General features: G+C 62.5%; 15 protein-coding genes. 12 read left to right on the top strand and 3 right to left on the bottom strand.

The features are described 5' to 3' along the window. Positions 1 to 134 precede the first annotated feature (134 nt). Both V474_RS11255 and V474_RS11250 read right to left on the bottom strand, forming a co-directional pair. Positions 135 to 884, bottom strand: a complete 750-nt coding sequence (locus V474_RS11255; RefSeq protein WP_059151604.1) for an SDR family oxidoreductase — start codon at positions 882 to 884, stop codon at positions 135 to 137. Between the two features lie 90 nt (positions 885 to 974). Then, entirely contained in the window at positions 975 to 1,898 is a 924-nt protein-coding gene (locus tag V474_RS11250; protein ID WP_059151603.1) for an alpha/beta hydrolase family protein, read from the bottom strand. 93 nt (positions 1,899 to 1,991) lie between these two features. Between V474_RS11250 and V474_RS11245 the strand changes: the two genes are divergently transcribed. From V474_RS11245 to tuf, 5 genes are all read left to right on the top strand, one after another. Further along, on the top strand, positions 1,992 to 2,621 hold the full coding sequence (locus V474_RS11245) for a TetR/AcrR family transcriptional regulator (RefSeq protein ID WP_059151602.1): 630 nt from the start codon (positions 1,992 to 1,994) through the stop codon (positions 2,619 to 2,621). Between the two features lie 810 nt (positions 2,622 to 3,431). Further along, a complete protein-coding gene (gene rpsL, locus V474_RS11240; protein ID WP_007011879.1) occupies positions 3,432 to 3,803 on the top strand; it encodes a 30S ribosomal protein S12 in 372 nt (123 codons plus the stop codon). A gap of 94 nt (positions 3,804 to 3,897) precedes the next feature. Then, positions 3,898 to 4,368, top strand: a complete 471-nt coding sequence (gene rpsG / locus V474_RS11235) for a 30S ribosomal protein S7 (RefSeq protein ID WP_043971117.1) — start codon at positions 3,898 to 3,900, stop codon at positions 4,366 to 4,368. A gap of 127 nt (positions 4,369 to 4,495) precedes the next feature. Continuing rightward, on the top strand, positions 4,496 to 6,580 hold the full coding sequence (fusA, locus tag V474_RS11230; protein WP_059151601.1) for an elongation factor G: 2,085 nt from the start codon (positions 4,496 to 4,498) through the stop codon (positions 6,578 to 6,580). A 114-nt stretch (positions 6,581 to 6,694) separates the two neighbouring features. Further along, positions 6,695 to 7,885, top strand: a complete 1,191-nt coding sequence (gene tuf / locus V474_RS11225; protein WP_043971114.1) for an elongation factor Tu — start codon at positions 6,695 to 6,697, stop codon at positions 7,883 to 7,885. A 116-nt stretch (positions 7,886 to 8,001) separates the two neighbouring features. On the opposite strand, the gene V474_RS11220 is transcribed toward tuf, so the two are convergent. Further along, on the bottom strand, positions 8,002 to 8,502 hold the full coding sequence (locus V474_RS11220) for a hypothetical protein (RefSeq protein WP_059151600.1): 501 nt from the start codon (positions 8,500 to 8,502) through the stop codon (positions 8,002 to 8,004). A 212-nt stretch (positions 8,503 to 8,714) separates the two neighbouring features. Between V474_RS11220 and rpsJ the strand changes: the two genes are divergently transcribed. The 7 genes from rpsJ to rplV all read left to right on the top strand — a co-directional run bounded on the left by rpsJ (position 8,715) and on the right by rplV (position 12,573). Further along, on the top strand, positions 8,715 to 9,026 hold the full coding sequence (gene rpsJ, locus V474_RS11215; RefSeq protein ID WP_043971113.1) for a 30S ribosomal protein S10: 312 nt from the start codon (positions 8,715 to 8,717) through the stop codon (positions 9,024 to 9,026). A gap of 355 nt (positions 9,027 to 9,381) precedes the next feature. Next, positions 9,382 to 10,137: a 50S ribosomal protein L3 gene (gene rplC, locus V474_RS11210; protein WP_043971112.1), complete on the top strand. Its 756-nt coding sequence runs from the start codon at positions 9,382 to 9,384 to the stop codon at positions 10,135 to 10,137. A 2-nt stretch (positions 10,138 to 10,139) separates the two neighbouring features. After that, a complete protein-coding gene (gene rplD / locus V474_RS11205) occupies positions 10,140 to 10,766 on the top strand; it encodes a 50S ribosomal protein L4 (RefSeq protein WP_043971110.1) in 627 nt (208 codons plus the stop codon). After that, positions 10,759 to 11,070, top strand: a complete 312-nt coding sequence (locus tag V474_RS11200) for a 50S ribosomal protein L23 (protein ID WP_043971108.1) — start codon at positions 10,759 to 10,761, stop codon at positions 11,068 to 11,070. Before rplD ends, V474_RS11200 begins: the two co-directional genes overlap by 8 nt. Positions 11,071 to 11,074: 4 nt before the next feature. Further along, positions 11,075 to 11,911, top strand: a complete 837-nt coding sequence (gene rplB / locus V474_RS11195) for a 50S ribosomal protein L2 (protein WP_043971106.1) — start codon at positions 11,075 to 11,077, stop codon at positions 11,909 to 11,911. Positions 11,912 to 11,917: 6 nt separating this feature from the next. After that, a complete protein-coding gene (gene rpsS, locus V474_RS11190; RefSeq protein ID WP_043971105.1) occupies positions 11,918 to 12,199 on the top strand; it encodes a 30S ribosomal protein S19 in 282 nt (93 codons plus the stop codon). Then, positions 12,196 to 12,573 (top strand): 50S ribosomal protein L22, encoded by a 378-nt coding sequence (gene rplV, locus V474_RS11185; RefSeq protein WP_043971103.1) that lies wholly within the window; start codon positions 12,196 to 12,198, stop codon positions 12,571 to 12,573. Before rpsS ends, rplV begins: the two co-directional genes overlap by 4 nt.

Below are 12,573 nucleotides of genomic sequence, written 5' to 3'. Positions count from 1 at the left end.
AACACGTTTTGGGAAAGCGCCTCGACGTCGCGCCTGGAAAGGCTGGTTCGTTCCCGGGCTTCTCCTTCAGCCTTCCCTTTCGAGAAGGCCGGATCGTATCGAACGACCCGGCCAACGAGGGGAAGGATCAGCCGTTAAGCGACCTTTGCAGCAAGCGTCACAGCATCAGCACCGGCAGGGATGCGAAACGGTGAGGACGCATCTGTAACGGCCTGCCAGACCGCTTCCGCCACATCAGCCGCCATGGTGACTTCGGCGGGTTGCTGTGGCGCTGCGGAGAACACTTGCTTGGCCCATGCGGCGTAGGCTTCGGGAATGCCGTTCTGTGAACGGGCGCGGGCGGTCGCGCTAAACGACGTTTCCGGAGCGCGGCCGGGAATGACTAGCCGCACGCGGACGCCGAACGGCTCAACCTCAAGGGTGAGGTCTTCGCTGAACGCCTCTACAGCCGCCTTGCTGGCGGTGTAGGCGGACAGCATCGGCAATGGCTTGAGCGTTACGGCCGACGAAACGTTGACGATCACGCCTGACCCTTGCGTACGAAAGGCCGGCAGAACGGCTTGCGTCATCGCCATGGTGCCGAACGTGTTCAGCTCGAAGAGTTGGCGCATCGCGTCGATCGACACGCCTTCCAGCGCGCCCATGAGGCCGGCACCGGCATTGTTGACGAGGGCGTCGATCGGTCCTGCTTCCTCTACGGCGCGCGCGATGCTGGCGGCGTCGGTTACGTCGAGCGCGATGACGCGTAGCCGCTCGGAAGCGGGCAGCACGTCCGCCCGAGGAGCGCGCATGGTGGCAACGACGGTCCAATCGCGATCGAGGAAGTAGCGGGCAGTCTCAAGCCCGAATCCGGACGAACTGCCGGTGATAAGGATCTTGTTCATGTGGGTAGCTCCTGTGGTGATGATGCCGAGCGCGATCAGTGATGGAGTTTGGCGCGCCAATATGAGGGAGCCGCAACGGGTACGTCCGGCTCACTTTGTCTCGATGCTGCCTTCCGGCGCGGCATCGGCCGTCAGCGCCGCGACAGCCTCGGCCCAAGTGGAATCGCCGGGATAGAGCGCGCTGCGGAGAAAGGCGGTTGAGAGACGCTGAATCGCGGCCACACGCTGGGGCCGTTCGTCAGTCGTCTCGCGCGCTTCGTAGCCTGGGATGCCGCCGAGGGCATGTTCGCCGCCAAAGGTCGTGAAAAGTGCTTTGGGAGATGGGCTAAGATCGTAGGCATCGCGCCACCAGTCGGACCGGCGTGTCGAAAGCCTGCCCATGTCATGGTCACCCACGACGATCATGGTCGGCGCCGTCATGGTCGAGAAGTCCGGGTGCATAAAAGGGAAGGTGCGGGCTGCCTGTTCGGTCAGGTTTTCGCCGCTGCCGGGCGCGGCCAGCAGCACGCCTGCCTTGATGCGGCCATCCTGCCTGTTGACCACCGAGCCGTTGTCAGGATCGGGATGGGTGGCACCGAGCAAGGTGCCGGCGGTCTGCCCGCCCCAGGAATGACCGGCGACCGCAATGCGCGAGCGATCGAGCCTGCCCCTGATCATGGGCGCTTCGCCCTCAATGCGGTCAAGCCCGTCGAGAACCGTTAGCAGGTCCTCCTCACGGAAGCGCCAGAGATGCGGGCGACGCGGATCATCAGGGGAAAGGCCAAGCATCCGCGAGTCCAGATGCGTCGGCTGGATCACCACAAAGCCGTTTGCGGCCCAATAGTCGGCAAGCGGGCCGTAGGCGTACAGCGATTGGCCGTTACCGTGCGAGAAGATGAGGACGGACAGCGCCTCGCCCACGACCGGCGCTGACACCCGCACATGCAGATCAACACCCCGGCCCGGTGACGGCAAGATGATTGGCGCGATGGAGATGACAGCGGAGTGTCGGGTTTCCGCAAATGAACTGGACATGAGGCGGCGCAACTCCCAATTATCAAGCGGAACAACGATCCGCTACATAGCAAATACGGATCATTGTTCCGTTTATCAAGGGAGGATGTGAAGATGGTGTCGGCCAAATTGCGGAACGCGGTTGAGGTCGTGGCACCGACTGCGAACGAGGCGGGAACGGCCGCGCCGCGAATGCGCGCCGACGCGCGCCGGAACGAGGAAGCCGTTCTGGAAGCCGCCAAGATCGTGTTTGCCCGTTCGGGCGTCGATGCACCGATTCGGGAGATCGCGACGCAAGCCGGTGTCGGGCTGGGAACGCTCTACCGCCGCTTTCCCACCCGTGCCGATTTGATCGCAGCGGTGTTCCGTCGCGAGGTCGATGCATGCGCTGCGGCAGCAGCGACGCTTGCCGTCGAACACGAGCCCGCCGAGGCGCTGGGCGCCTGGCTGATGCGGTACACGCGCTTTCTTGCCACCAAGCAGGGGTTGGCAGCAGCACTTCATTCCGGTGATCCGACGTTCGCCACGTTGCCCGACTATTTCCGAAGCCGGTTCGAGCCCGCTTTGGCGATGCTGCTGGATGCTGCCGCCCGTGGTGGCGAGACCCGTTCCGATATTACGCCCTATGATATATTACGGGCGATCGGGAACCTTGCCGTGGCTTCCGGGGGTGATGGCGCGACACATACCGAGCGCATGGTCATGCTAATGCTGGATGGGCTGCGCTATGGCGCAAAAAGCTAAATCACCGCGAGGCCATGTTCCTAAAACCTGCTCTTGAGGCGGGTTCATGAGATTCCCATTTCTCGATCCTTTTTGAGAAAGCTGGGTAGCAGGCTGACGGGAGCGATCGCTATCGCTTTCTCGAAACCTCCCGACCCGCAGTCCGCCATTCTTTCGCGTCCACTGGGGGATGGGACGGCAAGGATGACCGCTTCCGGCCGAAGCCGTCGTTCGGGGAGCAGGGCTCGAACGACGGTTTCGTCCCAGCCCCGGTCATAAACGGACTGACCGCTCATTGGCAGGCCATTTTCCCACTCGAACGGCTTGGGTGGGCGCGAAGCTGCCAGGCCCCTCAGTCCTTGACCCAATCCCCCCAATCCCCTACAGGCCCGCATCCCTCGCGGGTCTACTCGCGGTGGACGACATAGAGCTGAACATTGCCATTCCGGCAGTTTTCCGTGGAGTTCCAGCGGTTTCGCCGCTGCGGACAGACCTTGGAAGACACGTCCCTTTCTCCGATTCGCGTCGGGCAGGGCGGCAGGGTGGCAGAGTAATCCGGTAGCGCCTCGCGCCGGGTGGAGTGTTTTTCGGCTCACGTTCGCGGCCTTCATGGTCTGCGCAAACCGATGGTGGTTCCGGTCTTTGCCGGGGCGCACGCGGTTCGCGCATTCCTTCATCGCCGCTTCGTGAACCCTCTCGCACTCTTCCTTTCGCAAGGCTTATCGGCCCGGTTTGCAGAACCGGGGTGCGATCGGTGCGCTTCGATGTATTTCGGCCGATGATTTTTTCGGAGCGCATCCATCGCACTCCCAATTTGAAAGAAGAGTATAGATGCCCACTATCAACCAGCTGGTCCGCAAGGGCCGCGAACCGCAGAAGGCCAAGTCCAAGGTTCCTGCGATGGAGCAGAACCCGCAGAAGCGCGGCGTTTGCACCCGCGTTTACACCACGACCCCGAAGAAGCCGAACTCGGCACTCCGCAAGGTCGCCAAGGTGCGTCTGACCAACAGCCGCGAAGTCATCTCCTACATCCCGGGTGAAGGCCACAACCTGCAGGAGCACTCGGTCGTGCTCATCCGCGGCGGCCGCGTCCGCGATCTTCCCGGCGTTCGCTACCACATCCTGCGCGGCGTGCTCGACACGCAGGGCGTGAAGGATCGCAAGCAGAGCCGTTCGAAGTACGGCGCCAAGCGTCCGAAGTGATCGGTCGCGGCGCTTTCATCGCGCCGCACGATTGTAGAGATTGACCGGGCGGGGGGCCTCAGGCTCCCGCCCGAAAAAACAAGGAATACATGCGATGTCACGTCGTCGTCGTCCCGAGAAGCGGATTATCCTTCCCGATCCCAAGTTCGGGGATCTCATCCTGTCCAAGTTCATGAACAACCTCATGTACGACGGCAAGAAGTCGATCGCCGAAGCGATCGTCTACGGTGCCATGGAAACCATGGAAACCCGCGCCAAGTCGGACCCGATCCAGCTGTTCCATGACGCCCTGAACAACGTCTCGCCCCAGATCGAAGTGCGTTCGCGCCGCGTCGGTGGTGCGACCTACCAGGTCCCCGTCGAGGTCCGTCCCGAGCGCGCACAGGCTCTGGCGATCCGCTGGCTCATCACCGCGGCACGCAACCGCCCCGAGACCACCATGGCCGCACGCCTCTCGGGCGAGCTGCTGGATGCCTCGAACAACCGCGGCAACGCCGTGAAGAAGCGCGAAGACACGCACCGCATGGCGGACGCGAACCGCGCCTTCTCGCACTACCGCTGGTAACTGCGCAGTGTCGCCCGGATGCCTCTCGTATGGGATGGTCATTCGGGCGTCACACTATTATTTCAGGGGGCAAGGTCTTATCTGAAGGCCGCTCTCGCTCCCAAAAACTCCTGCTAAGGATTCTCCCATGGCACGCAGCCATCCGCTCAATATGTACCGCAATATCGGTATTATGGCGCACATCGACGCTGGTAAGACCACGACGACCGAGCGTATCCTCTACTACACCGGCAAGTCCTACAAGATCGGCGAAGTGCACGACGGCGCCGCGACCATGGACTGGATGGAGCAGGAGCAGGAGCGCGGGATCACGATCACCTCGGCGGCGACCACCTGCTTCTGGACGTCCGAGGAAAAAGAATACCGCATCAACATCATCGACACCCCGGGCCACGTCGACTTCACCATTGAAGTCGAGCGTTCGCTCCGCGTGCTCGACGGCGCCGTGGCCTGCTTCGACGGCGTTGCCGGCGTGGAACCGCAGTCGGAAACCGTCTGGCGCCAGGCCGACAAGTACGGCGTCCCGCGCATGTGCTTCATCAACAAACTCGACCGCACCGGCGCCAACTTCAAGTACTGCGTGCAGTCGATCATCGACCGCCTCGGTGCGACCCCGGCTGTCCTGTACATTCCGATCGGTCTCGAAGCCGACCTGAAGGGCCTCGTAGATCTCGTGCACAACCGCGCGATCATCTGGAAGGACGAAGCGCTGGGCGCCGAATTCTTCTACGAAGAGATCCCGGCCGAGCTGGCCGAGGAAGCCGCTGAATATCGCACCGCGCTGATCGAACTCGTCGTCGACCAGGACGATGCCGCGATGGAAGCGTACCTCGAAGGCACCGAGCCTGACGTCGCCACGCTCAAGGCGCTGATCCGCAAGGGCACGCTGGGCCATGCGTTCGTTCCGGTCGTCTGCGGTTCGGCGTTCAAGAACAAGGGCGTTCAGCCCCTGCTCGACGCCGTCGTCGACTACCTGCCTTCGCCGCTCGACATCGAAGACGTCCAGGGCGTCAAGGTCGATTCCGACGAAGCCGACAGCCGTCCTCCCAAGGACGACGCTCCGTTCTCGGCGCTCGCCTTCAAGGTCATGAACGATCCGTTCGTGGGCTCGCTCACCTTCATCCGCATCTACTCGGGTACGCTCACCAAGGGCACCTACCTGAACTCGGTGAAGGGCAAGAAGGAAAAGGTCGGCCGCATTCTCGAAATGCACGCCAACGACCGTAAGGACATCGACGAGTCGTTCGCGGGTGACATCGTCGCTCTCGCCGGCATGAAGGAAACCACGACGGGCGACACGCTCTGCTCGGAGCGTTTCCCGATCGTCCTCGAGCGCATGGAATTCCCCGAGCCGGTCATCGAGCTGTCGGTGGAGCCCAAGACCAAGGCCGACCAGGAGAAGATGGGCATCGCGCTCAACCGTCTCTCGGCCGAGGATCCCTCGTTCCGCGTTTCCACCGACCACGAGTCGGGGCAGACGATCATCAAGGGCATGGGCGAGCTTCACCTCGACATCATCGTCGATCGTATGCGCCGCGAGTTCAAGGTCGAGGCCAACGTCGGTGCGCCGCAGGTGGCTTACCGCGAATACCTCGGCAAGCCGGTCGATGTTGACTACACCCACAAGAAGCAGTCGGGTGGTACCGGTCAGTTCGGCCGCGTGAAGGTCAAGGTCACGCCGGGCGAGCGCGGTTCGGGCATCACCTTCAAGGACGAGATCAAGGGCGGCAATATTCCGAAGGAATATATTCCCGCGATTGAAAAGGGCATGCGCGAAACCGCTGCCTCGGGTTCGCTGGTCGGCTTCCCGATCATCGACTTCGACATCGTCCTTTACGACGGTTCGTACCACGACGTCGACTCGAGCGCCCTGGCGTTCGAAATCGCCGGCCGTGCTGCGATGCGCGAAGTGGCGCAGAAGGCAGGCATCAAGCTGCTCGAGCCGATCATGAAGGTCGAAGTCGTCACCCCTGAGGAATTCATGGGCGACGTCATCGGCGATCTCAACTCGCGTCGCGGGCAGATCCAGGGCACTGACAGCCGCGGCAACGCCCAGGTCGTCGACGCCAACACGCCTCTCGCGAACATGTTTGGCTACGTGAACTCGCTGCGTTCCTTCACCCAGGGCCGCGCGAACTACTCGATGCAGTTCTCTCACTATGACGAAGTCCCGGCGAACGTCGCGGCTGAGGTCAAGGAGAAGCTGGCCTGACGGCCAAGAGTGCTTGCCTGACAATACGAATGGTTCTAGGGGCGGCGCCTGCGTCCGCGGGCTCCGCTCCGATTACCCGCAGATTCGAAATCAAGACGAAAGAAGGTTTGAAACATGGCCAAGGCTAAATTTGAGCGGAACAAGCCGCACTGCAACATCGGCACCATCGGTCACGTCGACCATGGCAAGACCACGCTGACCGCAGCAATCACCAAGGTGATGGCTGAAGCTTTCGGCGGCACCGCCGTTGACTTCGCGAACATCGACAAGGCTCCCGAAGAGCGCGAGCGCGGCATCACGATCTCGACCGCACACGTCGAGTACGAGACCGCCGAGCGTCACTACGCACACGTCGACTGCCCGGGTCACGCTGACTACGTCAAGAACATGATCACCGGTGCTGCCCAGATGGACGGCGCTATCCTGGTCGTGAACGCTGCTGACGGCCCGATGCCGCAGACCCGCGAGCACATCCTGCTTGCTCGCCAGGTTGGCGTGCCGCAGCTCGTCGTGTTCATGAACAAGGTCGACCAGGTCGACGACGCCGAGCTGCTCGAGCTCGTCGAACTCGAAGTTCGCGAACTGCTCTCGTCGTATGACTTCGACGGCGACAACATTCCCATCATCATGGGTTCGGCTCTCGCTGCTCTCGAAGGCCGCGACGACAACATCGGCAAGGAAAAGATCCTTGAGCTGATGGCTGCTGTCGACAGCTACATCCCGCAGCCGCCGCGTCCCACCGACAAGGCGTTCCTGATGCCCGTCGAAGACGTGTTCTCGATCTCGGGTCGTGGTACGGTTGTTACCGGCCGCGTCGAGACCGGCATCGTCAAGGTTGGTGAGGAAGTCGAAGTTGTCGGCATCCGCAACACCCAGAAGACCGTCGTCACCGGCGTTGAAATGTTCCGCAAGCTGCTCGATGAAGGTCGTGCAGGCGACAACATCGGCGCGCTGGTTCGCGGCCTGAAGCGTGAAGACGTTGAGCGCGGCCAGGTTCTGGCCAAGCCGGGCACCGTGACCCCGCACACCGAGTTCTCGGCTGAAGTCTACGTTCTGTCGAAGGATGAAGGCGGCCGTCACACGCCGTTCTTCGCCAACTACCGTCCGCAGTTCTACTTCCGCACCACCGACGTGACCGGCGAAGTGATCCTCCCCGAGGGCACCGAGATGGTCATGCCGGGCGACAACGTCACGATCAGCGTCAAGCTCATCGCGCCGATCGCCATGGACGATGGCCTGCGCTTCGCAATCCGCGAAGGCGGCCGTACCGTTGGTTCGGGCGTCGTTTCGAAGATCACGAAGTAATTCGCTGATCTGAAGCTACGGCTACAGTGATTGGCCCGGCCTTGCGCAAGCAAGGCCGGGCATTTCGCGTTTTTGGCAGCCAGGGCGACTGACCGCATCCCGGCGTCCGGGGCAAGCTAGGGTGCGCGTATCTCTCCTTGCCCGATCTTCCAAGCATCCGAGCCCTTGGGGGCTTCGGGGATGGTGCTGAGGTCGATATAGTAGACCGGCGGCGGCACACGGCCGAACGGTATGGTGATGCACGGACCAAGGCAGCCGGGCAGCCCCGAAACGTCAGGCGGGTGCAGGTCGCCGGTATTGGTGCTTTCGTCGACGGACCTGGACGCTGGTACCCGTTCGCTGGCGCCGTCACCGCCGTGCGAGCATACGACGATCGTTCCGTCATTGCCGCCATTGCTGGCGCGGGCCGCGGCGAGGCAGGCATCGTCCACTGGGCCGCCTGTGGGGTCGGGCAGAGTGGCGTGGCCGGTGAGAACGTCGGTGTTGGAAAGGTCGACGGGGTCGTTCTTGCCGACGGGGCCGTAGGAAGCGTCGGCGGCTGAAGAGGCGCCGGACGCAAGGCACACAAGCAGGAGCGCGGCAAGCGCGCTGGAAATTGTCGTGGTGGTTGAGGACATTGGCAGCGGCTTCTGTTAGGCGTCGCCGGAAGAGCCTAGGCGCGGTATCCGGCGCAGGGAAGAGGGGATGCGACGAACCGCGCGGCCGGCTGCCGAAATCCTTTCGAGGCCCGAGAAATCAGGGCTTGATCGACTCGGTCCGACCATGTAGGGGCGCGTCTCGAATTTATTGGGGCTTCGGCCCTTTGGCTCTTTCTCATCGGTAGTAGGTAATGGACGCTCAGAACATTCGCATTCGCCTCAAGGCGTTTGACCACCGCGTGCTCGACCAGGCAACTGGCGAAATCGCTGACACGGCTCGTCGTACCGGCGCGCTGATCCGGGGCCCCATTCCGCTTCCGACCCATATCGAGAAGTTCACCGTGAACCGCGGCCCGCACGTCGACAAGAAGTCGCGCGAGCAGTTCGAGGTCCGTACCTACAAGCGCCTCCTCGACATCGTGCAGCCGAACGCTGCCACTGTCGACGCGCTGATGAAGCTGGACCTTGCGGCCGGCGTGAACGTCGAAATCAAGCTGGCCTAAAGCCAGCTTACGGGGTGATCCTCAAGGGTCGCCCCGATAAGTCCTTTCCGATCGGACTTTAAACGATCGAGGCGAATTTCGGATCTTCGGATCCTGAATACCTTGTCGGCCCTAGTGGCCGGCTCTGCGGGGAGAAACCCGCATAGACAGCGCCCCGGAGGGAAACCGAAGGGGACACAAGGGATACCTCTGGCGCCGCCTTCGGGAAGCGTCGGGAATGCGTCCCCCGTCTCGTTTCCGCTGCCCATTTCCGGGTCAGCAGGGAACACCTGACCCGGACGGGGTTCGTATCACAAATAGGGTTGGACACGCGTGCGGGGGATGGTCCTGCGCACGCCTCTGTAAGGAGAAGGTCATGCGTACCGGCGTGATCGCCAAGAAAGTCGGGATGACCCGCCTGTTCCAGGAGGATGGCCGCCATGTGCCCGTCACCGTCCTGGCCCTGGAAGGCTGCCAGGTGGTTTCGGTCCGCACCTCTGATCGTGACGGTTACGTCGCGGTTCAGCTCGGTGCTGGTGAAGCCAAGCAGAAGAACGTCGCCAAGCCGCAGCGCGAGCATTTCGCCAAGGCTGAAGTTTCCCTCAAGATGCGCGTCGCGGAATTCCGCGTCGCCGACGACGCCCTCCTCGAGGTTGGCTCGACGATCGCAGCTTCGCACTTCGTGCCTGGCCAGCTGGTCGACGTAGGCGGTCACACGCAGGGTAAGGGCTTCCAGGGCGCTATGAAGCGCTGGGGCTTCGGCGGTATGCGCGCAACCCACGGCGTTTCGATCTCGCACCGTGCACACGGTTCGACCGGTCAGCGCCAGGATCCGGGCAAGGTCTTCAAGAACAAGAAGATGGCCGGCCACATGGGTGACCGTCAGCGTACGCAGCAGAACCTCGAAGTCGTCCGCGTGGATGACGAGCGTGGTCTGATCTTCGTCAAGGGCTCGGTCCCTGGTTCGAAGAATGGCTGGCTCACCGTTTCGGACGCCGTCAAGGTCGACCGTCACGCTGAGGCTCCGTACCCCGCCGGCCTGCTTCAGGCTTCCAACATCAACGACACGGCCGCTGCCGAGACCCCCGCTGACGTGGCGGCTCCCGAAGCGACCGAAGGCCAGGAGGGCTAATCATGAAGGTTCAAGTCCTCAATATCGATGGCTCGGCCGCTAACGCCGACATCGAGCTTTCGGACGACGTGTTCGGCCTCGAGCCGCGCGCGGACATCCTGCACCGCGTGGTCACCTGGCAGCTCGAGAACCGTCGCGGCACCGCCCGCGCCACTCGCGAGCGTTCGGATGTTGCGCGTACCGGCAAGAAGTTCGGCCGCCAGAAGGGTGGTGGTACCGCTCGTCACGGCGATCGTGCAGCTCCCGTCTTCATCGGTGGTGGTAAGGCTCACGGCGCACGTCGCCGCGATTTCAACCCGTCGCTTAACAAGAAGATCCGTGCGCTCGGCCTGAAGATGGCACTGTCGGCCAAGGCCCTGAACGGCCTTGTCATCGTCGACTCGCTCGACGTTGCCGATGGCAAGACCAAGGTTCTCGTCGGTGATCTCGCCAAGGCGAACTTCGGCAAGAAGATCCTCGTCATGGACGGTGAGCAGGTCAACGAGGGCTTCGCTCTCGCCGCCCGCAACATCATCGGTGTCAACGTGCTTCCTGCTGTCGGCGCCAATGTCTACGACATCCTGAAGCACGACACGCTGGTGCTGACCCGCGCCGCTGTCGAAAAGCTGGAGGCCCGTTTCAATGGCTAAGAGCAACGTGGACATCCGTCATTTTGACGTGATCCTCTCGCCGCACATCACTGAGAAGTCGACCCTGCTCTCCGAGCATAACGCGGTTGTCTTCAAGGTGGCTGATGCAGCGACCAAGCCCCAGATCAAGGCTGCCGTCGAGGCGCTGTTCGATGTCAAGGTAACTGGCGTCAACACCCTGGTCGTCAAGGGCAAGACCAAGCGCTGGCGCGGTAGGGAATACCGCCGCAGCGACGTGAAGAAGGCGATTGTCACGCTGGCCGAAGGCCAGTCGATTGACGTCACCGAAGGCGTGCGGGGCTGATCAGATGGCACTGAAGAAATATAACCCGACCAGCCCGGCACGCCGTGGCCTGGTCCTCGTCGACAAGTCGTCGCTCTGGAAGGGCAAGCCCCTCAAGGCGCTGACCGAAGGCAAGAGCAAGACCGGCGGCCGCAACAACAAGGGTCACGTGACCTCGCGCGGTATCGCCGGCGGTCACAAGCAGAAGTATCGCTTCATCGACTTCAAGCGTCGTAAGTTCGATATGGAAGCGACCGTGGAGCGTATCGAGTACGATCCCAACCGCACGGCCTTCATCGCTCTGGTGAAGTACACCGACGGCGAGCAGACCTATATCATCGCGCCGCAGCGTCTTGCGGTCGGTGACGTTGTCGTCGCCGGCGAGAAGACCGACGTGAAGCCTGGCAACGCCATGCTCCTGTCGCAGATGCCGGTTGGCACGATCTGCCACAACGTCGAGATGAAGCCGGGCAAGGGTGGCCAGATCGCCCGTTCGGCAGGCACGTACGTTCAGGTCGTCGGTCGTGACCGCGGCATGGTGATCGTGCGCCTCAACTCCGGCGAGCAGCGCTACCTGCGCGGCGATTGCATGGGCACCGTGGGCGCCGTGTCGAACCCCGACAACGGCAACCAGACCCTCGCAAAGGCCGGTCGCAAGCGCTGGATGGGCCGTCGTCCGCTTACGCGTGGTGTGGCAAAGAACCCGGTCGATCACCCGCACGGTGGTGGTGAAGGTCGTACTTCGGGTGGTCGTCACCCGGTTACGCCCTGGGGCAAGCCGACCAAGGGTGCTCGCACTCGCAACAACAAGCAGACGGATAAGCTTATCATCCGTTCGCGTCACGCCAAGAAGAAGAGGTAAGTCACGATGGCACGTTCCGTCTGGAAAGGCCCCTTCGTTGACCTCTACCTTCTCAAGAAGGCTGAAGTCGCGCAGGATGCCGGCAGCCGTGGTGGCCCGATCAAGACCTGGTCGCGCCGCTCCACCATTCTCCCGCAGTTCGTTGGTCTGACCTTCACGGTCTACAACGGGCACAAGTTCATCCCGGTCTCGGTCAACGAGGACATGGTCGGTCACAAGCTGGGTGAGTTCGCTCCCACCCGCACGTTCCCGGGCCACGCCGCCGACAAGAAGGGCAAGCGCAAGTGAGCAAGCAAGCTGCACCCCGCCGCGTCGGTGACAAGGAAGCTCTTGCGGTCAACACGAACATTCGTGGTTCGGCCCAGAAGCTCAACCTGGTTGCTGCCCTTATCCGTGGCCAGCGCGTCGAAGACGCGATGAACATCCTCTCCTTCTCCACGAAGGCGATGGCTGTTGACGCTCGCAAGGTCCTGGCCTCTGCGATCGCCAATGCGGAAAACAACCACAACCTCGACGTCGACGCTCTCGTCGTCGCCGAGGCGTCGGTCGGCAAGTCGATCACCATGAAGCGTTTCCACGCTCGTGGTCGCGGCAAGTCCACCCGCATCCTCAAGCCGTTCTCACGGCTCCGGATCGTCGTTCGCGAAGTCGAGGAGGCCTGA

Origin of the sequence: Novosphingobium barchaimii LL02, from assembly GCF_001046635.1 — a bacterium.
Taxonomy (GTDB): Bacteria; Pseudomonadota; Alphaproteobacteria; order Sphingomonadales; family Sphingomonadaceae; genus Novosphingobium; species Novosphingobium barchaimii.
This window is presented reverse-complemented; position numbering and strand designations above follow the sequence as displayed.

What these genes read in the sequence shown, in the direction of transcription:
- rpsS (WP_043971105.1), top strand. Translation starts at nt 11,918, where the DNA reads ATGGCACGTTCCGTCTGGAAAGGCCCCTTCGTTGACCTCTACCTTCTC.
- V474_RS11220 (WP_059151600.1), bottom strand. Translation starts at nt 8,502, where the DNA reads ATGTCCTCAACCACCACGACAATTTCCAGCGCGCTTGCCGCGCTCCTG.
- rpsJ (WP_043971113.1), top strand. Translation starts at nt 8,715, where the DNA reads ATGGACGCTCAGAACATTCGCATTCGCCTCAAGGCGTTTGACCACCGC.
- V474_RS11200 (WP_043971108.1), top strand. Translation starts at nt 10,759, where the DNA reads ATGGCTAAGAGCAACGTGGACATCCGTCATTTTGACGTGATCCTCTCG.
- rpsG (WP_043971117.1), top strand. Translation starts at nt 3,898, where the DNA reads ATGTCACGTCGTCGTCGTCCCGAGAAGCGGATTATCCTTCCCGATCCC.
- V474_RS11245 (WP_059151602.1), top strand. Translation starts at nt 1,992, where the DNA reads ATGGTGTCGGCCAAATTGCGGAACGCGGTTGAGGTCGTGGCACCGACT.
- rplB (WP_043971106.1), top strand. Translation starts at nt 11,075, where the DNA reads ATGGCACTGAAGAAATATAACCCGACCAGCCCGGCACGCCGTGGCCTG.
- fusA (WP_059151601.1), top strand. Translation starts at nt 4,496, where the DNA reads ATGGCACGCAGCCATCCGCTCAATATGTACCGCAATATCGGTATTATG.
- rplD (WP_043971110.1), top strand. Translation starts at nt 10,140, where the DNA reads ATGAAGGTTCAAGTCCTCAATATCGATGGCTCGGCCGCTAACGCCGAC.
- rplC (WP_043971112.1), top strand. Translation starts at nt 9,382, where the DNA reads ATGCGTACCGGCGTGATCGCCAAGAAAGTCGGGATGACCCGCCTGTTC.
- V474_RS11250 (WP_059151603.1), bottom strand. Translation starts at nt 1,898, where the DNA reads ATGTCCAGTTCATTTGCGGAAACCCGACACTCCGCTGTCATCTCCATC.
- rpsL (WP_007011879.1), top strand. Translation starts at nt 3,432, where the DNA reads ATGCCCACTATCAACCAGCTGGTCCGCAAGGGCCGCGAACCGCAGAAG.
- V474_RS11255 (WP_059151604.1), bottom strand. Translation starts at nt 884, where the DNA reads ATGAACAAGATCCTTATCACCGGCAGTTCGTCCGGATTCGGGCTTGAG.
- tuf (WP_043971114.1), top strand. Translation starts at nt 6,695, where the DNA reads ATGGCCAAGGCTAAATTTGAGCGGAACAAGCCGCACTGCAACATCGGC.